This is a genomic window from Flavobacterium bizetiae (assembly GCF_024271895.1).
Lineage (GTDB): Bacteria > Bacteroidota > Bacteroidia > Flavobacteriales > Flavobacteriaceae > Flavobacterium > Flavobacterium bizetiae.
Genome location: NZ_CP091861.1, coordinates 2,462,198 through 2,486,938, shown reverse-complemented (window position 1 = coordinate 2,486,938; position 24,741 = coordinate 2,462,198). Strand labels below are relative to the sequence as shown.

Sequence of the window (24,741 nt, the reverse complement as noted above, 5' to 3'; positions counted from 1 at the left end):
TATACAATAGAACGCCCATGGAAATCAATGAAAACATCCAGGTTGACCGAAACCTGAAAGCAATTGAATTTGAAAAAGCAGGAGAAATTGAGAAAGCAATTGCGTTATACGAAGAAAATGTTACCGAAGGTTTTAAAGGAAATCATCCTTATGACCGATTGGCAACCATCTACAAAAATCAAATCGATCTCGATAATGAGATTCGGGTATTAGAAAAAGCCATTATCGTTTACGAAGAAATCACACTCGAAGATCGTCTGGAAGGTTTACCAAAACTTTTCCGTTTTAAAAACCGACTCGAAAAAGCTATTGAAACCAAAAAACAATTGGCGAAGCAAAAAAAAGCAAAACTGAAATAACACATTCTTTTAAACACATAGAAACATTGATTTTTTTTGTGTGAAAAGAATAAAAAGAGAAACTCATTTCTCAACACATAGCCCCGAAGCTTTGGGATGTATTTAAATAGAATGAAATGCCTTTTCCAAGAATTAAATACTTGTTTCTATGTGGTAGAAAATTAAACGATACTAATCTAAGCATTCTAAATCATGATTACCATAAAACGCACCAACTCTGACGACATCGATTTTATAAATCTGGTTGTTTTACTAGATAAAGATTTAGCAATCAGAGATGGAGAAGATCATGCATTTTACAATCAGTTTAATAAAACCGATACTATAAAACATGTTCTCGTGTATTACGAAAATGACATTCCTGTTGGTTGTGGCGCCTTTAGAGAAAAAGAAAACGGCATAACCGAAATTAAACGAATGTTCGTTCATCACGATTACAGAAAAAAAGGGATTGCTTCTGCTCTTTTAGCGGCATTAGAAATCTGGGCAAAAGAAAGCGGCTATACGCATACTATTCTTGAAACCGGAAAAAACCAGCCCGAAGCCATCAACTTATATCAAAAATTAAATTATACTATAATTCCAAATTATCCGCCTTACGAAAAGATGGATAATAGTGTTTGTATGAAAAAGACTTTATAACAAAATGAAAATGACAGCTCAAGCATTAAAACAAAAAGTGGGACAATTCTTTTTTCCTGCCGTTTTTATCAACGATACCGAAGAAAACATTCAGGAAACAGAACGATTAATAAAAGAACACAACATTGGCGGATTGACTTTTTTTCACAGCCGTGCCAGTGCTGCAACAAATTACGAAAGCAAGAAAAAAATTGTTTTTAATGACGACAGTTATCAAAAAATAAAAGACCTGATTGTTCGTTACCAAAAAGCCGCTTCTACGCCACTTTTAATTAGTATTGATGCCGAATGGGGTTTGGCCATGCGTATCGAAAAAACACCACAATATCCGTACGCTATTACACTTGGCGCTTTGCCTGAAAACAAATCGACTTTGGTTTACGAAGTCGGTAAACAAATTGGTTTAGACCTTAAAGCAGCCGGAATTCATTATAACTTATCGCCTTTGGCAGACATCAACAACAACCCGAATAATCCGGTTATTGGGTATCGTTCTTTTGGTGAGAACAAAGAAAAAGTCGCTAATTTTTCCATCGAATACTTAAACGGAATGTCTGAAGTTGGCGTTTTAGGCTGTCTGAAACACTTTCCCGGACACGGAAACACCAATGTCGATTCGCATTTAGGATTACCCGTTTTAAACGAAACACTCGAAGAATTATTAGAAAACGAATTATATCCTTTTATTAAAGGAATCGAAAATAATGTCGATTCTATTATGATCGGACATCTTGCCGTTCCGAGTTTAAATGACGGAAAAAATACATCGGCAACCTTATCAAAACCTATTATCGAAACTCTTTTGCGTAAACAATTGGGGTACGACGGATTGGTAATTTCGGATGCCTTAAACATGCACAGCGTTTCTAAATTGTATGAAACCAAAGGACAACTGGAATGGGAAGCCTTCAACGCCGGAAACGATGTTTTATGTTTCGCCGAAAATGTTCCTGAAGGAATTGAAACCATCCTGAAAAATGCTTCGCCGGAACGTATCGAAGAAAGCTTTAACAGAATCATGAAAGCCAAAGAAAAAGTTGGGATTCTTTCTGGCGACACTTTTACTTCAGGTGAATTAGATTTTGAGAAAACGGCCGCATTAAATCTTGAAATTGCTCAAAATTCGACCACAAAGATCATCGACAATTCGAATACCGAATTGGCTTTTCAGGCGCAAAAAGACAATCAGTTAGCAAAACTAAGTTTATATAAAGGCGTTAGCAATACTTTCTTTCAAACCCTGAATTCAAAATTTGCATCTCCTGAATTTGCTTTCGAAAATTTAGAAAATTCAAATACTGAATCGCTAAAGAACGAATTGCAAAATTTCGAAACAATTATAATTTCATTATTTGTTCCAAAAGCAAAACCAATGAACAATTTCGAAATCGACGACGAAGTTTTAGAATTGCTTTCAAAACTATTGCAAACCAAAAAATGTATCGTTTACGTTTTCGGAAATCCTTATGTATTGCCTATTATTCCTTACTTAACAAAGGCTTCAGGACTCATTCAGGTGTATCAGGATTTTAATGAATTTCAAAAAAATGCAGGAATTCAATTTTTAGAAAATATTCCTTGCAACGGAATTCTTCCGGTAAATATTGACATCCAATAACTTACAAATTAAAATAACTAAAAACTATCAACTTATAAATATTAATAATCACATCTTATTGTAACTACCCTTACTTATGCCCTACTTTTGCATCAGAAATAAATTTTTAACGTAAAACGAAAAATATGTCTTTAGTAGGAAAAAAATTCCCAAGTATTGCAGTAGATGCTATCTCAGAAATGGGTGATAATTTAAAAATCAACATCTTTGAAGAAGCAGTAAACAATAACAAAAAAGTAGTATTGTTTTGGTACCCAAAAGATTTCACTTTTGTATGTCCAACTGAATTACACGCCTTTCAAGCTTCATTACCAGAATTTGAAAAAAGAAATACTATCGTAATAGGAGCTTCATGCGACACAAACGAAGTACACTTTGCCTGGTTAAACACTCCAAAAAACAATGGTGGAATCGAAGGTGTAACTTACCCAATCTTAGCTGATACAAACCGTAACTTAGCAAACATTTTAGGTATCCTTGATATCGAATCTACAAGCTACAGCGAAGAAACTGATTCAGTAGTTATCGAAGGTTCAAACGTAACTTACAGAGCTACTTACCTTATCGACGAAACAGGAAAAATCTTCCACGAAAGTGTAAACGATATGCCATTAGGTCGTAACGTAAACGAATACTTACGTATGGTTGATGCTTATACTCACATTCAGGAAAAAGGAGAAGTTTGTCCTGCAAACTGGGAAGCTGGAAAAGAAGCAATGAGCGCAGACAGAATCAGTACAGCTGAATACTTAAGCGCAAACTAAGAAATAGAATACCACATTTTTTTAAAATTCCAAATCCCAAATCCCAATTTGAGGATTTGGAGTTTTTCTCTCACAACAATCCAATCATATTTCACTATTTATTTTTTTAAGTTCAATCGTAAGATTTGGAATTTGAAATTTATAATCTTGGAATTTAATTAAAAAAATAACCTTCCTATTTAAAAATTTCTCTCCATGCCTAAAACCTGGAATTTGGAATTTAAAAAATCCGGAATTTAAATTTAAAAATTATGTTAATCGACTTAAACGAAGATACGTTAGCAGATTTAGTTGCTAAAAACGAAAAAGTAGTAGTACAATATTCAGCTTCATGGTGTGGAAATTGCCGTATTATGAAACCAAAATTCAAAAAATTAGCCACAGAAAATGAAGCTATCACTTTTGTTTTGGTTGATGCTGAAAATTCTCCGGAATCAAGAAAATTAGCCAATGTAAGCAACTTGCCAACATTTGCAACTTTCGTAAACGGGCAATTAGTTGGAGAAACTCAAACCAACAAACAAGAAGTTTTAATCGATTTGGTAAACGCAATTGCTTAATTTTAGATCGTTAGACTTGCTTAGATTTTTAGATATCTTAGATATTAAAAATTTAAATAAAGTCTAAGAAGTCTAAGCAAGTCTAAAAATCTAAGAAATCTCAACATGAAATTACCCGTAATAAAGCAATTGACCCAATTTATCGAAGAAAACGATCAGGATTATATCATCGAAACGATCGAAGTTCTTGAAGCAATGACAGAAATCCCGTCTCTAAAAGACGAAGAATTAGATGTAATTGGCGAATTAATATCCAATATGTATGGCGCACTCGAAGTACACAAAATGGTAGTTCAGGGCACAGACAAAAAAGAAGCTTTAAATGCGTTCATGAAACGTGTTTTGGGCTCTATCGATAAATAATCGAGCACTACAAATTAAAAAAACATGACTTAAGAAACGCTTTCATTCCAAGAGGGCGTTTTTTTTTGTTTTCAGTTTTCAGTCGCGGTTTTCAGATGCTCCAATCTTTGTCACTCTGAGACATGCATTATTATCGTTTGTCACCCTGAGCGAAGTCGAAGGGCGTATCAATGGCAACATAGGCTTCTCCCGAAGTTTCGGGACGCTCAGCCTGACAATCTGCATCAATCCAAAAATCTAAAATCTAAAATCTAAAATCTAAAAATCATTGGGGCGAGCCAGCATTAGAAAAAGGAGCTAACATACTTTATCTTTATTCGCCCCTTTCTCTAATGCTGTCGGGCTATCCGCGCTACTTCGGTAGCCTGCTCCTATCCCTCTCGCGAGCAAAACAGTTTTCAGTCTCAGTCTCAGTTTTCAACCCAATCTTGTCCTCCTGAGCGAAGTCGAAGGATCGCACCAGAAACTCCATACAGTAATTCCATAATCACTGTCGGGCTACTTGTTTGATCTCTCCTTCGTCGAGATGACACATATTAGGGTTATTTACCTAAAACCTTTGTCAAAGTTTAAAACTTTGACAAAGGTAAACGCGAGCAAAGTTATTGCAAGGAACGAAGCAAACACACTAACAATAATCAAACCTTACAAAATAAAAACGCAAACTATAGCGAGATTGCTTCATTCCTCGCAAAGACAAAACATCACGTTGATAACATAAATACTCCAATTATTCGTTATCTTATTACTAGCTTAATTGTAGCGACAACCCACAACAAATACTTTTAGATTCAAATATTAATCCTTACTTTTGAACCTCATTAATTTAAACAAACATCATGGCTTCAATAACATTAGGAGGAAATCCGGTACATACTTCAGGTGAATTACCAACAGTTGGTTCTCAACTAGCTGATTTCAAATTAGTACAAAACGATTTGTCTGTTGCTTCGTTAAGTAACTTCGCAGGAAAAAAATTAGTTTTAAACATTTTTCCAAGTGTAGATACAGGAACTTGCGCAACCTCTGTTAGAAAATTCAACGAAAGTGCAAGCGGTTTAGAAAACACAACTGTATTATGTATCTCTAGAGATTTACCATTCGCTCAAAAACGTTTTTGTGGAGCCGAAGGATTAGAAAATGTAGTAAACTTATCTGATTTTCAAGCTGGAGCTTTCGGTAAAGCAAACGGTTTAGAAATCGTTGACGGACCTTTAGCAGGTTTACATTCAAGAGCAATTATTGTTGTAGATGAAAACGGAAAAATTACTCATACAGAACAAGTTGCTGAAATCGCAAACGAGCCAAATTACGAAGCAGCTTTAGCAGCACTATAATACCTATAAATGGAATTTCAAAAAGATAATACTTTTGTTACTGGCCGTTTAAAAAGCATGACTTATGCATTTAACGGAGCTGTAAAATTGATTAAAACAGAACACAGTATAATGGTGCAATTCTCATTGGGAATTGCAATGACCATTGCTGGATTCTATTTTCATATTTCACAAACCGAGTGGCTGTGTCAAACACTTGCAATTGGTTTGGTTTTAAGTGTTGAAGGCTTGAATACAGCAGTTGAAAAAATTGCTGATTTTATTCATCCGGATTACAGCAAACGAATCGGATTTATTAAAGATATTGCTGCAGGAGCGGTATTTTTTGCCGCAATGACAGCAATAGCAATAGGCTTGATCATTTATATCCCAAAATTTACATAGGCAACAGGAACGCAAGAATGGCAAAAACAACGAAAAAGGAAACTGTAGACAAAAAAAACGCACCAAAAACTGAGACTCTAAAGTCCTGGAGACCCAACAAACAACAACGTTTTGTTTTGGGTTGCCTTTTGGTACTATTTTCTATCGCATTATTAGTTGCATTTATTTCTTTTTATGTAAATGGGCAATGGCAAACAGACCAAAGTGCGGTAAGCCAGCTTGGCGATCGCTCTGAAGTAGTACAAAACTGGCTCGGAAAATTCGGGGCCTTTCTTGCCGATCTCATCGTATATAAAGGTTTCGGAATTGCATCTTTTATATTAGTGCGCCTTTTTTTCTTAACAGGAATGTTTTTAGCATTAGAACTTTCGACCAAAAAGCTAAAAGGTATTTGGTTCTGGGATTTATTTGCCATTATTATTGTTTCGGTCCTATTTGGATTTTTCGCCACTTCAGCACCTGAATTGGGCGGAACAATTGGATATGAACTTAATTTATTCCTTCAGGATTACATCGGAAAAACAGGTACTTTACTAACCCTGCTTTTTGGATTAATCATTTATCTGATTTTTAAAATTAAATTATCTCCGGAGAAAATTCAATCTTATTTTGATTCTACTAAAAAAGAATTCAAATCAGAATTGGGTTCTCTAAAACCACAACAAGCAGAAAGCGCTTATAATCTTGAAGAATTTGCAATTGAGGAAGATCCTGAATTAGATAATATTCACTTAAAATCTAATGATACCCAATTCGAAATCAACAAAGAAGCATTAAAGCCTACCATCAATCATTCATCTGAAATTGATTTGAATCCGGTTGTAAAACCAGTTCAAATGGATATAAAACCAGCAACCGTTGCCCCTGTCGTGCACACGGAAGAGTTTGTGATCGAAAAAGCTGAAGAAGAAGATATTATCGAAGAAAATCTGGCCTCTCGCCTTGTGGCTGATTTTGGTTTATTCGATCCTACTTTGGATTTATCGAATTATAAATTCCCAACCATCGATTTATTAAAAGAATACTCGACCGGAGGAATTACGATCAATCAGGAAGAATTAGAAGAAAATAAAAACAAAATTGTAGATACACTTCGTAACTACAAAATAGAAATTGCCCAGATTAAAGCAACCGTTGGTCCATCTGTAACTTTATACGAAATCGTTCCGGAAGCAGGTATTAGAATCTCTAAAATTAAGAGTTTAGAGGATGATATTGCCTTGTCTCTTTCGGCATTAGGAATTCGTATTATCGCGCCAATTCCAGGAAAAGGAACCATTGGTATCGAGGTTCCAAACAAGAACCCTACAATGGTTTCGATGAAAAGCGTTATTGGTTCTGCTAAGTTCCAGGAAGCCGAAATGGAGTTGCCAATTGCTTTAGGAAAAACAATTTCGAACGAAACATTCGTTGTCGACTTAGCCAAAATGCCTCACTTATTGATGGCCGGAGCTACAGGACAAGGAAAATCTGTTGGATTGAATGCTGTTTTAACTTCACTTTTATACAAAAAACATCCAGCCGAAGTAAAATTCGTTTTGGTTGATCCTAAAAAAGTAGAACTTACATTATTCAATAAAATTGAAAGACATTATCTAGCCAAACTTCCAGATACAGACGACGCTATTATTACCGACAATGCAAAAGTGGTGAATACATTAAACTCACTTTGTGTTGAAATGGATAATCGTTATTCATTACTGAAAGATGCAATGGTTCGTAATATTAAGGAATACAACGAGAAATTCAGAGCAAGAAAATTAAATCCTGAGGCCGGACACAGATTCTTACCTTATATCATATTGGTTGTCGATGAGTTTGCCGATTTGATTATGACTGCCGGAAAAGAAGTCGAAATTCCTATTGCCCGTCTAGCTCAATTGGCGCGTGCTATTGGTATTCATTTAATTATTGCCACTCAAAGACCGTCTGTAAACGTTATTACAGGTTTGATTAAGGCGAATTTCCCTGCCAGAATTGCTTTTAGAGTAACATCAAAAATTGACTCGAGAACGATTCTTGACACTCAGGGAGCCGATCAGTTAATTGGTCGTGGGGATTTATTATATACTAACGGAAATGATGTGGTTCGTGTACAATGTGCATTTATCGACACACCTGAGGTAGAAAAAATTACGGATTTTATTGGTTCTCAAAAAGCATATGCCACAGCTTATTTGCTTCCGGAGTTTGTTGGAGAAGAAACTGGCATTAATCTTGATATGGATATTTCCGAAAGAGACACCTTATTTAGAGAAGCTGCTGAGATTATTGTCAATGCACAACAAGGTTCGGCTTCATTATTGCAAAGAAAATTAAAATTAGGTTACAACAGGGCCGGTCGTTTGATCGATCAGCTGGAAGCAGCTGGAATTGTTGGACCATTTGAAGGCAGTAAAGCAAGAAGTGTAAACATATCTGACTTAAGTGCTCTTGATCAATTTTTTAATAATGAACAAAATTAATCCCCATGAGAACAAAAATTCAGGAAATCCAAAACAATTCTATTACTAAGATGACGAAAAAGTGCTTTCAAATGGCAGCTATTTTGCTTTTGAGTTTCACTTCTATTCAGGCTCAGGATAAAAAAGCCAAAGATTTATTGAACGAAGTAACTGCTAAAATAAAGAGTTACGACAATATTGTTATTGATTTTAAATATTCTTTGAATAACGCCAAAGAAAACATCAATCAGGACAGTAAAGGAAACGTAACCATGAAAGGCAATCAATATGTATTGAATTTTATGGGTGTTACTAAAATTTTTGATGGTCAAAAAACATATACAATTGTTCCTGAAGACGAAGAAGTTACCGTTTCTAAAGTAAACGAAAAAGATGACGCTGCAATTACGCCTTCAAAAATGCTTACGTTTTTTAATTCCGGATACAAATACAACATGGATATTGTACAAAACGTAAAAGGAAGAAAAATTCAATACATAAAATTAGCTCCTACAAGCGCAAAAGATCAAAGAAAAGAAATCCTTTTAGGTATTGATGTTCAGACAAAACACATCTATAATTTAATTGAAACTGGTAAAAATGGAACAAAAACCACTTTAACCGTTAATTCTTTTAAAACCAATCAGCCTTTATCAAAAAATCAATTTACATTTGTAGCGAGCAAATATCCAAAATACTACATCAACAAATTAGATTAATTACAAGGTTGAAAATTTTAGACAAATACTTACTAAAAACATTCCTGATTACATTTACTACGGTATTTGTAATCCTTTTTTTTATATTCATACTTCAAACTGTCTGGCTCTTTATATCTGAGCTCGCAGGAAAAGATCTGGATTTAATTCTGGTTGTAAAATTCCTTTTATTCTCGATGCCCCGCATCATTCCGCTGGTTTTACCACTATCGGTTTTGTTGGCTTCGATTATGACTTTCGGAAACTTAGCCGAAAACTACGAATTTGCGGCTATGAAATCTTCAGGGATATCGCTTCAAAGAGCGATGAGAGGTTTAATTGTCTTTATTTTTGTTTTAAGCATCGTCGCGTTTTGGTTTGCCAATAACGTGATTCCGTATGCTGAATATAAATTCATGAATTTCAGAAAAAACATCGCTCAGGCAAAGCCTGCAATGGCTATTGCCGAAGGTCAATTTAGCGATGTTGGTTTTTACAACATAAAAGTTAATAAGAAATCAGGAGAAAACGGGAATATCTTAACTGGTGTTACCATTCACGAAAAACCTAATAATGTTGGCGAAAACAAAACCGTTATTAAGGCAAAAGATGGGAAATTAATCAGTAGCGAAAAATCAAGTATCTTAAAACTGGTTTTAAACGATGGTTATTATTATCAGGATGTCACGCCTACAAAATATGAAGATCGTGCGAAGTTGCCTTTTGTAAAAGCAGCTTTTAAAAAACAGGTCATTAATATTGATTTATCTGAATTAAACAAAGTCGACGAAGACAAAGAAAGTGTTGGTAGTACCAACGCAATGCTAAATGTAAACGAATTGCGTTATACTCTGGATTCTTTGAATAAAAATCTGGACAATGAAATTGTTTCTTTTTCAGAAAACATCAATCAGCGTGTTGGAATTAGAAAAGCACCAATTGCAGTAAAAGCAGATAAAAAGAAAAAGCCATTACCCAACAATCCTTTATCTTTATATACTACGAAACAAAAATCAGATATATTAAAGATGGCCAGTAGTAATGTTACCAGCAACATCTACTCGATTGAAACTACTCAAAAAGATCTAAAAGATAAACAACGCGACATCAATAAACACTTAACAGCTTTATACGAAAAGTTTGTTATCGCTTTTGCGTGTTTTTTAATGTTTTTTATTGGAGCTCCATTAGGTGCTATTATTAGAAAAGGAGGACTTGGTTTACCAATTGTTTTCGCGGTTTTAATTTTTATTACTTTTCACTTTATCAATACTTTTGGTAAAAGGCTTTCGCAAGAAGGCGGAATGTCTCCGTTTATGGGCTCATGGATGTCTTCTTTTGTATTATCGCCATTGGCTATTTTATTAACGTATCGTGCTACAAACGACAACGGATTAATCAATTTTGATGCGATTACTACTCCAATTTCACAACTATTCCAAAAAATTTCCGAGCGGTTCTTTCCTGCTCAAAATCAAAAATAATTATGTCAACAACAAAAATACAACTGAATACCATTGAAGAAGCTATAGAAGATATTCGTCAAGGTAAAGTAATCATTGTAGTCGATGATGAAGATCGTGAAAATGAAGGTGATTTTTTGGCTGCAGCCGAAAAAGTAACACCGGAAATGATCAATTTTATGGCTACTCACGGACGTGGATTAATTTGCGCTCCACTAACTGAAAGCCGTTGTAAAGAATTAGATTTAAGACCAATGGTTACCAATAATACAGATCATATGGAAACTGCTTTTACAGTTTCGGTAGATTTGAAAGGACATGGAGTAACAACCGGAATTTCTGCTGCTGACAGATCTAAAACAGTATTAGCATTAACAGATCCTAATGTAAAACCACACGAATTAGCAAGACCGGGACATATCTTTCCTTTGGTAGCAAAACAAGGTGGTGTATTAAGAAGAACTGGTCATACAGAAGCTGCAATTGATTTTGCCAGATTAGCCGGATTTAAATCGGCTGGTGTAATTTGCGAAATTCTAAATGAAGACGGAACAATGTCACGCTTGCCTGAATTGGTAAAAGTGGCTAAGAAATTTAATTTAAAATTAGTTTCGATTGAAGATTTAGTAGCTTACAGAATGCAACACGATAGCCTTATCGTTAAAAAAGAAGATTTTGATATCGAAACCCGTTTTGGAACTTTTAGACTAAGAGCTTACGAACAAACTACGAATAAACAAATTCATATTGCTTTAACAAAAGGAACCTGGAATCTTGGAGAATCTATCTTAACAAGAATCCACTCTTCTCAGGTAAATAACGATTTATTGGGAACTTTAACCAACAATGCTGAACAACAATTAGACGGCATGTTTAAAGTTATCAATGAAAACGGAAAAGGTGCTGTAATTTTCATCAATCAGGACATGCAGGCGGTAAACTTGCTAAGCCGTATCTCTGAACTTAAAGCACTACAGGCTCAGGGAACAATGAAAGCGCCAAAAGTAATCATTGATAGTAAGGATTACGGAATTGGGGCTCAAATTTTGCATGATATCGATATTTCTAAAATTAGACTGGTATCAAACACAGAGCAAACTAAGCGTGTCGGAATGATTGGATACGGACTTGAAATTACAGAATACGTAAGTTATTAATATGGGAACTTTAGAAGAAAGAATTAAAAAATCAGAGACGCATATATTCAAAGCCGTTTTTCCGAGCACAACAAACCATTATGACACTTTATTTGGCGGAACTGCGCTTCATCTTATGGATGAAGTGGCTTTTATTTGTGCCACGCGTTTTAGCCGTAAAAAAGTGGTTACCATATCAACTGGCCAAATTGACTTTAAAAAAGCAATTCCAGCCGGAACTTTAATCGAATTAGTTGCAAAAGTTGATAGCGTTGGAAGAACGAGCTGTAAAATTCATGTCGATATTTTCATGGAACAGATGTATTCCGAGCTTCGCGAAACGGTAGTTTCAGGAACTTTTTCGTTTGTTGCAGTGGATGAAAACAAAAAACCGACGCCAATTTTAGACGATTTAGATTAATTTTAAAAAAAATGATTTTCGGGAATACTGATAATTAGATACTTAAAAATTAAGTTAAAAAAAGCGCTAAAAAAGTTTTTATAATCGAAAAAGCGCACTATATTTGCACTCGCAATCACAAAATGATAGCGACATACTGGAGAAATGGCAGAGCGGTCGAATGCGGCAGTCTTGAAAACTGTTGACTGTAACAGGTCCGGGGGTTCGAATCCCTCTTTCTCCGCTGAATTTGAAACCCTTAACTTTTGTTAAGGGTTTCTTTTTTTATATTATTATTTTCTTTGTAAAATAGTTTCAAAAAAAGTTTTGAGAACCGAAAAAGCGTCTTATATTTGCACTCGCAATCAGCAAATGATCGCAACACATACTGGAGAAATGGCAGAGCGGTCGAATGCGGCAGTCTTGAAAACTGTTGACTGTAACAGGTCCGGGGGTTCGAATCCCTCTTTCTCCGCGAAACTCGAAACCCTTAACTTTTGTTAAGGGTTTTTCTTTTTTATATACAATTCTCAAATTGAATTAATAAGACTGAAAAAAGTAAATTCTTTACATCAAATAGAGATCTAAAGTTGATTAAAAAAAATCACCCCAAATTTCAATTTGCTTCAAAAAAAGGATAATCTGTATACCCCCTCGCTTTGCCTCCGCCAAATAAAGTGTGATTATCTGAAATTTCATTTAAAATCAAATTTTGTTGTACTCTCGCCGGATAATCCGGGTTAGTTAAAAACTTTCTTCCAAAGCCAATTAAATCAACTAAATGATCCTGTAGTAATTTTTCACCTTCGTCGGGCGTTTTATTACCTGTAGCGATGATGGCATTTTTAAATGTATCTCTGAGTTTAATTCTAAAATCAATTGGAATTTGAGGCGCATCATCCCAATCAGCCTCGCAAAGATGAATATAAGCAACATCCAGTTTATTTAATTCAGCTGCTGCGAGCATTATGGTTTCTAAAATTTCAGGATCATTCATATCCTTAAAACTGATAAAAGGCGATAATCTTATTCCTGTTTTTCCTTTTCCGATGGCATCGGCTACTGCTTTTGAAATTTCAATTAGTAAACGAATTCTATTTTCTTTTGTTCCTCCATATTCATCACTTCTTTTATTACTATTGCTTCTTAAAAACTGATCAATCAGATAACCATTTGCACCGTGAATTTCGACACCGTCAAAACCGGCTTCAATGGCATTTCTCGCTCCTTGTACAAATTCTTCAATTACCGTTTTTATATCTGCTGCATTCATTTCTCTCGGTTCTTCTACCGGAACAAAAGTCGCGTCTCCATTAAGAGCTCCATCAAAAATATAAACACTCGTATTTTGGGCGATTAATGCAGAAGGCGCAATAGGTTGTAATCCGTTGACCTTTGAGCTGCTTACTCTACCCACGTGCCACAGCTGCAAAAATATTTTACTTCCGTTTTTATGCACTGCATCTGTTATTAGTTTCCAGCCTTCAATTTGTTCTTTGCTGTAAATTCCCGGAGTATTTGCATAACCTTTTCCCTGCAAGGAAACCTGAGTTGCTTCTGTTATTATAATACCGGCTGTACTTCGCTGAGCGTAATATTCTGCCATTAACGTATTGGGGATGTCGCCTGGCTGAGAAGCTCTTGAACGTGTCATTGGCGCCATTAAAAAACGGTTCTTCAACTGAGTTCCGTTTAATTTATATTCCTGAAATAATTGCTGATACTTCATTTTGATTTCTATTTAAAAATTAACTGATAATCACTTAAAAGCCTTTTCAAGAATCAAGGTTTCTTCATACAATGAAAATTTGCTAATAAGATTATTTTCTACTGTTATATGGATCGCTAACGGCATTTTAAAATGTTTCCCTGTTTTCTTAACTGTTCTTTCTATGGTTCCAAAAACGGCTACTTCATTACCACGCAATAAAAAAGATTGCACTTCGAGTTTTTCTCTTCCGTCAATAAAATAGCTGAACAAAGTTTTAAAAAGTGCCGCAACCTCTTCCCGTTTAGAGCGATGTCCCGTCCAGGGCATATATTTAGATTCAAAAATATACCAGTCAACATTTTCTGAAACCATTGAGGCTATTTTTTCCGGATTTTTGGCTCCAATATATTCAAAGAATTTGTCTGCCGTTTGTTTGGTTTTAAGTTCATCTTCTGAATAGACTTGTGCCTGTATCGAAAAAGTAATTAATAACAATAATGCTGTTAGTCTCACGGTTTTTCTTTTTGATTGTATTTGGAATTTTTCCATGATTAACTGTTTTAAATTATTTCATGTAATGCACTTAAAAATTAAGCTGCATTGTAATTCCGGCGAAAAAGATATCTTTTCCCGTTCCGGATGCTTTTATGTATTCTCCCGCATTAAACCACGTACCTTCAAGACGAAAATATAAATATGGATTAGGCTGCCAAGTGATTTCTGATTCGAGTTGATTTCCAATTTTCTTTGCCGTTGTGGTATCGCCCGGATAAATCAAAATCGTATTTGGAGCATAAATTCCATCGTTGCTGCTGTATCTCCAAAACATATCATAATCAATAACCCAATCAACACTTTTACTTAATTGTAAACTTATCGACGGATGAAAATCAATAAGGTTCGCCGGACCAATTACTGAAGCCAAACCAAAATAAGCGCCTCGAGGGAAAAGCGGATTAAAAGTCTGTAATCCGTTATCTCCAACTTCTTTGTCTCCGCTTATTGCTTCGGCTTTAAAACTTAATTCAGGATGAAATTTCACTTCATTAAAACGATATCCGGCATTAATTGAAGCCGTCCAGGCACTAATGTTTTTTGAAGCAAAATCCCCAAACTGATATACTGCTTCGCCATCATAACGCCAGTTTTCTGATTTCTCCCAAATTCTTGTACCTACAGAATGTCGTGTTTCTTTTCCTGCGCCATCATTAAACGAAGCTTTGGTCCTTTTATAACCTAAATAATAAACGTCGATATTTTTAATCACCGGAACTTTATTAATTACAAAATAACTTCCCCATAATTGCCTGTCTTTACTCGAATGATCATCAAAAATACCGTCGCGTGCCACTACAAAATAGCTGTAGAAAAAATCACCCGAAATATTATCTTTTGCAGTCATCAATTTAACTCCGTCAAAAGATTGTCGGTTATTTGGGCCATCTCTCACGGCTACCAAACGCTGTGATCCATAAGTCAGTTCTTGCCTTCCGGCTCTTAGAATAAACTTTTTACTTTTTTCATTTACGAAATTAAAATCGGCGAAAGCCTGATGCACTTCAAGCGGATCCTGATCTACAGGACTCGGATCGATTCTTCCATCTGCCAGACTGCTTTGAGTTTGTACAAACGCACGGAAAAATTTTCCGGCATGAAAATCGGCATGCAATAAAAAGCGCGATAAAATATAACCGTCATTATCTTGCGGTCCGTCTCCCCAATTTTCATTTTTAGCATAGAAATATTGGTAACGGATGTTTCCTCCAAAACTGATATAATATTTTTGAGAAGAAGAAAGCGGCAAAAATTTCATCGTCTTGTACCAGTCATTTTTTACAGTATCATTTTTCAAAAAACTATAATTCTCATCGTATCGCAATGATTTAAAATCAGGATACCGCTGACCAAAACAGCCCAGTGAAATCAGTAAAACCAGCAATAAAGTCCAATTTTTCATAATGCTAATTTTAATTGTTATTAGCCTTCCGGCACTATTATTTAGCACTATTTTGTTTGATGTCTTTATACGCATTGGGAACATTAAAATTAAAATGAAGCCAATTAAAAAGTTCATATCCTTTATCATATTCTTTCATCGTTACCGAAGCTTTTGTTTCCTCTAAAGTCAGTCCTTTTTTAACAGCATTTTCGACATTTGTTTTTAAAGCCTCAACATAATCTATCGTATATTTTATACCTGCTTTATTCGTAATTCGGCCATGTCCGGGAACCACAATATCCTTATCGCCTATCATGTTATAAATTTTATTCAGGTTATTAACCGGCTCTAAAAAGTAACCATCAAACAACCACGGAATCGCCGGACTTTCTGCAATAAAAGGATTTCCTGCCCACAACACATTTTTGCCTGAATCCCTAAGAAAGACAAACAAATCTGCCGGAGATTGTGCCGTACCCACATTAATGATTTCTACAATTTTCCCGCCACCCAAATCTATTTTAAGACTTTGGTTTACGGCAATTGTAAGATCCGCGGGACGATATACACTTTGCTCAATCCCACGGTCTTTTCCAAAAAGCATGATCATAAATTGTTTAATTCCGTCGTAATTCTTAGCCAGATTTTCTTTGCAGAACTCGTTTTGAATTAGAATCGTTTCTTTTGGAAGCAAATAATTTCCAAAACAATGATCGCCATGATCACTCGTATTTATTGCATAAACAATAGGTTTTGGAGTTACAGACCGAATCAATTTGTACAGTTGGTCGTATAATCTTTTACTCAGCATCGTTTCTATTAACAAAACTCCTTTGTCGCCCACAATAAACCCCGCAGAAGTTGCTTGCGGAATCCCTTTGGTAGTTTCTGTTTCGGTTGTTGATGGCGAAACGGCATAAACATTGTCGGAAATTTTATGCAGTTTTAGCGTTACTTTATTCGCATCCCAAATAGGAACTTCGGGCGGCATTGGCATTTGTGCATACGTATGTTGTACTAAAAGCAGCATAAGTACTATCATTAAAATAAGATTTATCTTTTTCATGGTTGTTTTTTTTAGTGTCATTTTTTTTAGAAGCAAAAGCATCGGGCATTTTTAGAAACATAGTTCCTGCTCTCCGTTATATCTTTCCTTTTTTAAAGAAAAAAAGCAAAGGATATCACTGCGATCAGGGCTAGAGAGAAACAAATTGCTTTTTTAGTTGTCATTTTTTCAATATCAAAAATCAATGGCAATTACAATGGCAATGTCAAAAATCAATTACAATAGCAATGACAGTCCTTTAATTCTCAATCTCAATTTTTATATGATAATTGCTATTTGGTTATTTATTCAAATTGACATTGAATTTTGAAATTGTTTTTTGCAATTGTTACCTCTGATAACCTCCAAAATGTTTCACCGGAGACCAATCCGGAATTACAGCAGGAATCTCCGGATTCAATGCTTTATATTCCGCGGAAGCGTAAACAATTCTACCATTAACAACCGTTAAAACCGATTCGATTTTTCGAACATCATCCGCTTTAAGCGAAAAATAATCGTCGGATAAAATGGCGAGATCCGCATACATTCCTTTTACTAATTTTCCTTTGTCTTTTTCTTCACCAGAAAACCAGGCACTTCCGGAAGTGTACAATTGCAAAGCAGTAAATTTGTCTAAAATCTGTTCTTTAGGCCAGAACTGCATGCCACCAATTGTTTTTCCTGTTAGCAACCAATGCAACGACATCCAGGGATTATAGGTTGAAATTCTGGTCGCGTCTGTTCCTGCTCCAACCGGAATATCGAGTTCAAGCATTTTTTTTATTGGAGGCAATTGTGTTTTTGGCGCGCCGTACATTTTGTTGTACAATTCGCCTTGGTAATACATTCTAAACTGCACTGCAATACCTCCGCCTAGTTTTTTAACGCGTTCTAGTTCTGGCGTTGTAATAGTTTCCGCATGATCGAAAAACCATCGTAATCCGTTGAACGGAATTTCTTTATTTACTTTTTCAAAAACATTCAGCATTCTGTCAATAGATTCGCCATACGTGGCATGAAGTCTGAAAGGCCATTTGTTTTTAGCCAATAATCGAATAATGGGTTCCAGATCTTTTTCCATTTCATCAGACAATACAATTCTGGGTTCCAGAAAATTTTCAAAATCGGCTGCAGAAGCTACTATATTTTCTCCTGCGCCTTCTTCTATATAACCATTGGCCACCATCAGATTATCGTTTTTATTGATTTGAGTTTCTGCCACCCATTTCTCGTAATCTTGTAATTCCCTTCCTTTTTGCTGTGCAAATAGATAATAAGAAATTCTAAGGCTTAGTTTATTTTGCTTGGCCAATTCGAGCGACGTAACATAATCTGCCGGAAAGTTTTGGCTTCCGCCTGCGGCATCAATGATACTCGTAAGTCCGAAGCGATTGAGTTCGTGATTGAACTGTATAGAACTGTTCAGACGTTCTTCGGGATTTAGTTTTGTCGTAAGTCCCAAAGTCATGTAAATCGCTTTTGGCGTTTCTTTGGCATACATTAAACCCGTTAAATTGCCGCTGGCATCTTGTTCTAAAACACTTCCTTCGTATTTGGTATCTTTCGTATAACCCAAAACTTCAATTCCTTTTTTGTTAAGGAAAGCTTTCCCGTACAAATAGGTTATAAATACAGGTTTGTCCGGAACCGCTGCATTGATTTCATCAATTGTAGGCTGTCTTTTTTCTTCGAACTGAAATTCGTTCCAGCCTCCAATAACTTTAATCCAAACACCATCCGGCGTTCTTGCGGCTTGTTCTTTCAGCATTTCCATGGCACGTTTTAAGGTTTTCACACCATCCCAGCGCAATTCAGAATTATAATTTAAACCTTCGCGAATAACATGCATGTGGCTGTCATTAAGTCCCGGAATTACTGTTTTTCCTTTGGCATCAATTAGTTTTGTTGCCGAAGATTTGTATGCAGCAACGATATTTTTCTCTGTTCCGGTATCCAGAATAATTCCGTCTTTTATTGCAATTGCCTGAACAAATTCTCCTTGTTTCTGCATCGTTGCAATTTTTCCGTTGTAGATAATCAGATCTGCTTTTTGCTGGGCCTGAGATAGAAGCCCAACAAAAAGTGATACTGATAACAGTAGTTTTTTCATGATTTTAGTTATTTAGCCAGAAAAAAGGCAAGTAAATCTTTTTGTACCTGTGCTGTATTTTCCTGAACAAGCCAGTGACCTGATCCTGCAATTTTAGATTCGGTCACATTTTCTGCCACTAATTTTGAATGGTCTTTTAAGAAAGCTGCTGCAAAATATTCTCCTCCCATCGCCAATAATGGCATTTTAAGTTTCGTTTTTGCAAAAACCAGATTGTCTTTCCCGTCTTGTGGAAAAGCTCCAAACCATTTAAAACTTGATTTTGCACCATCTTTAACAGAATAGGCTCTGATAAATTCAGCCGTTTCCTCAGCTGTAAAAGGGTCTTTCACGTGCCCTACTACTGGCCAAAAACTCGTTAAAAACTCTTTTTCTTTCCCGCTCACAATATCTCCTGAAGCTGGCCATGCAAAAAATCCAAACCACCATGCAGAAGCCGAAACTTGAGACCAAACTGGTTCTATGCCCGGAAGCAAGGCATCCATTAAGGCTATTTTTTTAACTTCGCTTCCGTATTGTGCCGCATAGGCATAAGCCACCATAAGTCCGATATCGTGTCCTGCCAGATTGATATTATTATAGCCTAATTTTTTTACCAGTTCGTGAATATCTGATGCCATTGTCTTTTTGTCGTAACCGCCTTCTGGTTTATCCGATTCGCCCACCCCTCTTAAATCAGGAGCGATTACAGTAAAATGTTTGGATAATTCAGGCAATAAACGATTCCACATGTACCAGTTTTGACCAAATCCGTGTACTAACACCAGCGGATCTCCTTTTCCGCCAATCACGTAATGAATTTTGATTCCGTTTACTTCTGCAATAGCATGTTTAAAATTTTCAGGTGGGTTTGCAGGTTCTGTTTGAACTGTTTCAGTTGATGTCGCAGGTTTTGTTTCTGTTACAGGAGTTTCTTCTGTTTTTTTATTACAGGAAATTAAAGTCAGTACTAAAAGACAAAAACTTAAAAGCTGAATTGCTTTGTTTTTAATGTCTAAAAAAGCGGTTTTTAATGCATTCGTTTTCATAATTTTTAATTTAATTGGTTACTAAATAATTTGGTTAATGTAAATTTTCAAGCAGGCAATTTTGCCAACCATTCTTGTATATAAACTGCAATCTCCTGCCAGCCAGGCTGATTTAAAACAAAGTGATTTCTTTCAGGAAAAACCTTAAAGTCTGTGATCGAATTTTTATCGGTGTATTTTTTATAATTAGAATAATTGAGCGATTCCGGAATGGTATGATCCGTTGATCCGGCAATAAGCAGTAATGGTTTGTGAGGCGCATGAAAATCTACTTTTGCAACAGATGTTATGGTATCGCGAACAATTAATTTTGATTCCGGAATTACAGCATCGCAATAGGCTTTTTCCTGCCATTCTTCCGGCATTCCGTTTGTAAATGCATACTGCCACTGACTAAAACTCATCAGGAATGTTTTTTTTGTGGAGGTAAAAAAGCCAAGAGGTCCCCAACCGGCTTTTAAAAATGAAAATTTAAAGGTCATAATTCCCTGAGGAGGAACTGAATGTATGGCAATGGCAACTGCTGCCAAATTGCGCTGTAAAAGTATTTGCGCTGTAAGTCCGCCAATAGAATGGCCAATTATAATAGGTTTTTGAGGAAGTTTTTTGGCGATATCCTCAAAATATTCGATTAAATGAGCCAATCGCAAACTGGCAATTTGCGCATCGGGATGACGGTCGCGTAAAACAGTTGCCGGAGCGTCTTTATATGGCCATGCCGGAGCCAGAGTTTTAAATCCTTTGCTCTCAAAAAAGACTTTCCATTCGTCCCAACAATTATTACTGACAAAGGCGCCGGTAATAAAAAGTATTGTAGTAGGGTTTTCAGTTAGCATAATTCATGTTTTAATGTTATGCCAAACTGTAAACTAAAACCGAACCTTTCTATTAACTAATTGAAAATCAAAGAATTATATTTAATTGATTGATTTTAAACAAACTATATTTCGTCGTACAACGAAAATACAGCAACTTAATATCGTTTTTTTAATTGTGGATTGTCAATTGTCAATTATGAATTGTTAGATTATGCTCTAAAAATTCACCATTTATCATTCAAAATTCACCATTAAAAATGACTTCTTTTTATGCCTAATTTTTGCATTCTCGACGCCAATGTAGTTGGTGGAAGTCCCAATATTTCTGATGCTCCGCCTGTGCCTCTGATTCTGCCGTTGCATTTTTCTAAGACATTAATAATATGTTCCCGCTCATTTTCCTGAATCGTTTTAAAGAACCATTCGTTAGAATTATTATTTACTTTGACTTCATCAAATGCCGGAAGCGGAATATGTTCTATAGTATCTGTTTTTGCTAATAGAATACTTCTTTCGATGAGATTTTCGAGTTCCCGAATATTTCCGGGCCATTGGTAAGAAAGCAGACTTTTTAAAGCGTCTTCGCCTATTTCGGTTACATTTTTCCCCGTTTTAGCACTATAGACTGCAATAAAATGACGCGCCAGAAGACCAATATCTTCTTTTCGCTCTCGTAAAGGCGGCAATTGAATTGGAAAAACATTAAGTCTGTAATATAAATCAAGCCTAAAACGGCCATCGGCAACTTCTTTTTCCAGATTGCAATTGGTCGCTGCAATGATTCGCACATTTACTTTTATAGGAAGATTTCCTCCAACGCGTTCAATTTCTTTTTCCTGAATAGCACGAAGCAATTTAGCCTGCATTTCTAAAGGCATATCTCCTATTTCATCCAGAAATAAAGTTCCGTTATTAGCTTGTTCAAATTTACCAATTCGTCTTTCTGTCGCTCCTGTAAAAGATCCTTTTTCATGGCCAAATAATTCCGATTCAATAAGACTTGAAGGGAGCGCTGAACAGTTAATTTTTATAAAAGGCTGATTTTTTCGATCTGATAATTGCTTAATACTATTAGCAATACTTTCTTTTCCTGTGCCGCTTTCGCCTGTAATTAAAACGGTTGTATCTGCTGGCGCGACCTGCATAATATGATCGAACAATTTTAGCAATATCGGACTTTTACCCACAATAGATTCAAAACCTGATATTTTTACATTTTTTGAAGTATTGTATTTTTCAACCGGACTTATTTTCTGATCTAGTTTTTTATCTGCATTTACTAAATTTTCAATAGCATAAATTAAAGGTTCCTTAAGTCTGTCACATAATGTAAGGTGATTTTTGTTGTAATTATCAGGTTGTCGGCTAAAAAAAGACAAATAAAGTCCTCCGTTTTGATGAAGTGATAAAGGAACCGGCAGCATTAGATTCGATTTCATATTCATCGAATTCGCAATCATTTTTTTGATTGGGGTTTTGTTGCATATTTTTACAAAGTCCTGATCGTTATAGAAAGTCGCTTCCGTTTCTACTTTACTTTTATTGCGCAATTCATTTATTTCAGATTCTTTTAAGGCGGTAATATTTTGCAATTCCTCAATGCCTATTTTTTGGTATTCATGCAAACCAGTTCTGGCATAACCTAAAACTCTGTTGGATAATTTATCATCCATCGAAAAAACAGCCATTACAAGATCAAACGAAATAAGAGATTGCAAAGAAGTAATGATATTAAGAACCCTGTCGTCCCAGGTGCCGCTTTTTGTAACTATTGTTTTTAGTTGTTTCTGAAACAAAAGCTCTTTTCTAATACTGGATTCTATGCCATGTTCCTGATGATACTGGGCAATTTCGATTGTTACTAATAAATCTTTTTCTCTAAAAGGTTTTACCAAAAATCCGTACGGATGGGTTAGTTTTGCTTTACTCAGTACTTGTTCATTTGAATTTGCAGAAAGATAAATAAACGGAATATTGTCTTCTTTTAATATTTCGGCAAGGTCAATACCGGTTTCTTTTCCCGAAAGAAAAATATCTAATAAAACCAATTCCGGTTTTTCCTGAGCAATATAATATTTGGCATCGGGTACAGAGCGTGCCATGCCAGTAACAGTATGCCCTGCTTTTTTCAGCATCAATCGTAAATGATTTGCTTCGACAAACTGATCTTCAACAATTAGAATTTTTAATGATTTCGACATTATTATAGCATTATATTAATGGAGATTATTTTCGTTACAAGTAAACTCTAAAGTTATTTTTGTTCCGTTTAGATTGGTAATTAAAAACTTTCCTTCAATATCAGCGGCCAGGCCATGCATTAATTTTACACCTAATGAAGGATTGTTGTAAGGGTCAAAATCGGCTGGAAGCCCGACACCATTATCATGAATAATTAATCTGTAACTTTGATCGCCAATTTTTTTAAGCGAAATAGTAATAATTGCATTTTCGTGATTTGGAAAAGCATATTTGATGGCATTCGTAACGGCTTCGTTGAAAATAAGTCCAATGGGAATTGAATGTGACAACGGCAGATTAAAACTGTCTATATCCAGAATAATTCTGATGGTATTTCGAATTTCGAATGAATCTTTTAAATATTCTGTCAATTCGAAAATATACGAAGGCATATCTATAATCGATAAACTTTCTGACTGATATAATTTTTGATGAATTAAAGACATGGCCTGAATCCTGTTCTGACTATTATTAATGGCCTGAACGGCTTCTTCATTCTTTAAAAACTCCACCTGACTTGCTAATAAACCTACTACCATGTGCAGGTTATTTTTTACCCTGTGATGAATTTCCCGCAGTAACCATTCTTTTTCGACTACCAAATTTTGCAGCGTATTATTTTTTTTATTGATTTCGTCCTGTTGGGTTTCGAGTACTTTATTTGTTTTCTTTTTAAATCTGTAGCTTTTATAAAGCAGCCCAAGAATGATCAATAAAAGCACCACAAAAATCACCATCGAATTACGCAAAAACACCTCATTTTTAAGTTTGCTTTGCTGTAAAAGGGTTTTGTTTTTAAGCCTAATAATATCCCTGTTCCTTTTTTCTGCCTCATAAATAATATTTAATCTGGAAGAAGTGGGATATATATCATCATCTTTAAGCTTTGCTGCTTTATAAAAAGATATGGCTTTTTTTAGAAAATTTAAAGAGCTATTAAAATCTGAAATCGAAAAATACAATTCACTAATCTCTCTGTAACAGTCACCGCTTCTTTTACTGTTTCCGGATTTTTCGAACAAAGCTGCTGCTTTAAAAATTGGAGTCAGTCGTTCTTCTATTGGTGCATGAGTACGCATTTTTGCCGACCAGATCATGACCCAGGATTCTCCTAATGCATCTGTTTGATTTGTATTTGCCAGTAATTGTATTGCTTTTTTGGCGCTGGCTTCTATCATCGCATTATTATTTCGTAACTGATGCAGCATTGAAAATTGCAGATAACATTTTCCGGCATAAATATCAGAATGAAGGTATCGGCTTAAACGAAGGGCTTCCTCTGCATACGCAAATGCTTTTTCTAATGTTTCAGGATTATTAAAAGAAGCTTCATACCAATCGCTTACTTTGAGTAAAATTTTAATTTTATCGACATTTCCCTCTAAACCGCTTAATAATTTTTCTGCTTTTTTTACCTCCTGATCGGTATAAGGCGGGTTCTGGTCCAATTTATTTTCTAAAGTGGGCAGCGTTGTTTCTGCTGTTTCAACCTGAATTTGTTTTAGAACAGGAGCTACTGCGTTTGCATCTCCATTTTTAAATAATATAAGGAGAAAAAGAACTATTCTGTAGTTGTTAGAAAGCATCTTCATATGAATTAAACTGGCTATACGAAGGTATTGATAATTATGTATTTAAATTTAAAATAATAAAAAATTGATCACCAACGAAATATCGT

General features: G+C 35.4%; 22 protein-coding genes and 2 tRNA genes. 15 read left to right on the top strand and 9 right to left on the bottom strand.

The features are described 5' to 3' along the window. Positions 1-17 precede the first annotated feature (17 nt). The 15 genes from L0669_RS10780 (at position 18) to L0669_RS10710 (ending at position 12,643) form a co-directional block, all read left to right on the top strand. Complete coding sequence (locus L0669_RS10780) at positions 18-359, top strand: hypothetical protein (protein ID WP_263763379.1); 342 nt, start codon at positions 18-20, stop codon at positions 357-359. Between the two features lie 192 nt (positions 360-551). Continuing rightward, a complete protein-coding gene (locus tag L0669_RS10775; RefSeq protein ID WP_263763377.1) occupies positions 552-1,001 on the top strand; it encodes a GNAT family N-acetyltransferase in 450 nt (149 codons plus the stop codon). Between the two features lie 4 nt (positions 1,002-1,005). Beyond that, positions 1,006-2,619 carry a glycoside hydrolase family 3 protein gene (locus tag L0669_RS10770; protein ID WP_263763375.1) on the top strand — a complete coding sequence of 538 codons (1,614 nt, stop codon included), beginning with the start codon at positions 1,006-1,008 and terminating at the stop codon, positions 2,617-2,619. Between the two features lie 125 nt (positions 2,620-2,744). Further along, on the top strand, positions 2,745-3,383 hold the full coding sequence (locus L0669_RS10765) for a peroxiredoxin (protein WP_263763373.1): 639 nt from the start codon (positions 2,745-2,747) through the stop codon (positions 3,381-3,383). A 251-nt stretch (positions 3,384-3,634) separates the two neighbouring features. Then, positions 3,635-3,943, top strand: a complete 309-nt coding sequence (locus L0669_RS10760) for a thioredoxin family protein (protein ID WP_007805605.1) — start codon at positions 3,635-3,637, stop codon at positions 3,941-3,943. A 105-nt stretch (positions 3,944-4,048) separates the two neighbouring features. After that, entirely contained in the window at positions 4,049-4,306 is a 258-nt protein-coding gene (locus L0669_RS10755) for a DUF6952 family protein (RefSeq protein ID WP_017495510.1), read from the top strand. Between the two features lie 839 nt (positions 4,307-5,145). Further along, the gene (gene tpx, locus L0669_RS10750; RefSeq protein WP_263763371.1) at positions 5,146-5,643 is read left to right on the top strand and encodes a thiol peroxidase; all 498 of its coding nucleotides are present in this window, start codon (positions 5,146-5,148) and stop codon (positions 5,641-5,643) included. Positions 5,644-5,652: 9 nt separating this feature from the next. Then, positions 5,653-6,027, top strand: coding sequence for a diacylglycerol kinase (locus L0669_RS10745; protein WP_263763369.1), 375 nt, complete (start codon positions 5,653-5,655; stop codon positions 6,025-6,027). 17 nt (positions 6,028-6,044) lie between these two features. Next, the gene (locus L0669_RS10740) at positions 6,045-8,492 is read left to right on the top strand and encodes a DNA translocase FtsK (protein ID WP_263763367.1); all 2,448 of its coding nucleotides are present in this window, start codon (positions 6,045-6,047) and stop codon (positions 8,490-8,492) included. 71 nt (positions 8,493-8,563) lie between these two features. Then, positions 8,564-9,190 carry a LolA family protein gene (gene lolA1 / locus L0669_RS10735; RefSeq protein ID WP_482168794.1) on the top strand — a complete coding sequence of 209 codons (627 nt, stop codon included), beginning with the start codon at positions 8,564-8,566 and terminating at the stop codon, positions 9,188-9,190. An 8-nt stretch (positions 9,191-9,198) separates the two neighbouring features. Further along, complete coding sequence (locus L0669_RS10730) at positions 9,199-10,653, top strand: LptF/LptG family permease (RefSeq protein ID WP_263763365.1); 1,455 nt, start codon at positions 9,199-9,201, stop codon at positions 10,651-10,653. A 2-nt stretch (positions 10,654-10,655) separates the two neighbouring features. Beyond that, positions 10,656-11,789, top strand: a complete 1,134-nt coding sequence (ribB, locus tag L0669_RS10725; RefSeq protein ID WP_263763363.1) for a 3,4-dihydroxy-2-butanone-4-phosphate synthase — start codon at positions 10,656-10,658, stop codon at positions 11,787-11,789. Between the two features lies 1 nt (position 11,790). Then, a complete protein-coding gene (locus L0669_RS10720) occupies positions 11,791-12,189 on the top strand; it encodes an acyl-CoA thioesterase (protein ID WP_173970686.1) in 399 nt (132 codons plus the stop codon). Positions 12,190-12,327: 138 nt separating this feature from the next. After that, positions 12,328-12,412, top strand: a tRNA-Ser gene (locus L0669_RS10715). 146 nt (positions 12,413-12,558) lie between these two features. After that, positions 12,559-12,643 (top strand) — tRNA-Ser (locus L0669_RS10710). Positions 12,644-12,784: 141 nt separating this feature from the next. On the opposite strand, the gene L0669_RS10705 is transcribed toward L0669_RS10710, so the two are convergent. From L0669_RS10705 to L0669_RS10665, 9 genes are all read right to left on the bottom strand, one after another. Then, positions 12,785-13,897: an alkene reductase gene (locus tag L0669_RS10705; RefSeq protein ID WP_263763361.1), complete on the bottom strand. Its 1,113-nt coding sequence runs from the start codon at positions 13,895-13,897 to the stop codon at positions 12,785-12,787. 30 nt (positions 13,898-13,927) lie between these two features. Further along, entirely contained in the window at positions 13,928-14,428 is a 501-nt protein-coding gene (locus tag L0669_RS10700) for a nuclear transport factor 2 family protein (protein WP_263763359.1), read from the bottom strand. 34 nt (positions 14,429-14,462) lie between these two features. Then, positions 14,463-15,836, bottom strand: coding sequence for an alginate export family protein (locus tag L0669_RS10695; protein ID WP_263763357.1), 1,374 nt, complete (start codon positions 15,834-15,836; stop codon positions 14,463-14,465). A gap of 37 nt (positions 15,837-15,873) precedes the next feature. Beyond that, a complete protein-coding gene (locus L0669_RS10690; protein WP_263763355.1) occupies positions 15,874-16,884 on the bottom strand; it encodes an MBL fold metallo-hydrolase in 1,011 nt (336 codons plus the stop codon). A gap of 328 nt (positions 16,885-17,212) precedes the next feature. After that, positions 17,213-18,976, bottom strand: coding sequence for an amidohydrolase (locus L0669_RS10685; RefSeq protein WP_263763353.1), 1,764 nt, complete (start codon positions 18,974-18,976; stop codon positions 17,213-17,215). Between the two features lie 8 nt (positions 18,977-18,984). After that, positions 18,985-20,004 (bottom strand): alpha/beta fold hydrolase, encoded by a 1,020-nt coding sequence (locus L0669_RS10680; protein WP_263763351.1) that lies wholly within the window; start codon positions 20,002-20,004, stop codon positions 18,985-18,987. Between the two features lie 47 nt (positions 20,005-20,051). Beyond that, the gene (locus L0669_RS10675; RefSeq protein ID WP_263763349.1) at positions 20,052-20,840 is read right to left on the bottom strand and encodes an alpha/beta hydrolase; all 789 of its coding nucleotides are present in this window, start codon (positions 20,838-20,840) and stop codon (positions 20,052-20,054) included. 233 nt (positions 20,841-21,073) lie between these two features. Beyond that, complete coding sequence (locus L0669_RS10670) at positions 21,074-23,023, bottom strand: sigma 54-interacting response regulator (RefSeq protein WP_263763347.1); 1,950 nt, start codon at positions 23,021-23,023, stop codon at positions 21,074-21,076. Positions 23,024-23,038: 15 nt separating this feature from the next. Further along, entirely contained in the window at positions 23,039-24,649 is a 1,611-nt protein-coding gene (locus L0669_RS10665) for a sensor histidine kinase (protein ID WP_263763345.1), read from the bottom strand. Between the last annotated feature and the right edge of the window lie 92 nt (positions 24,650-24,741).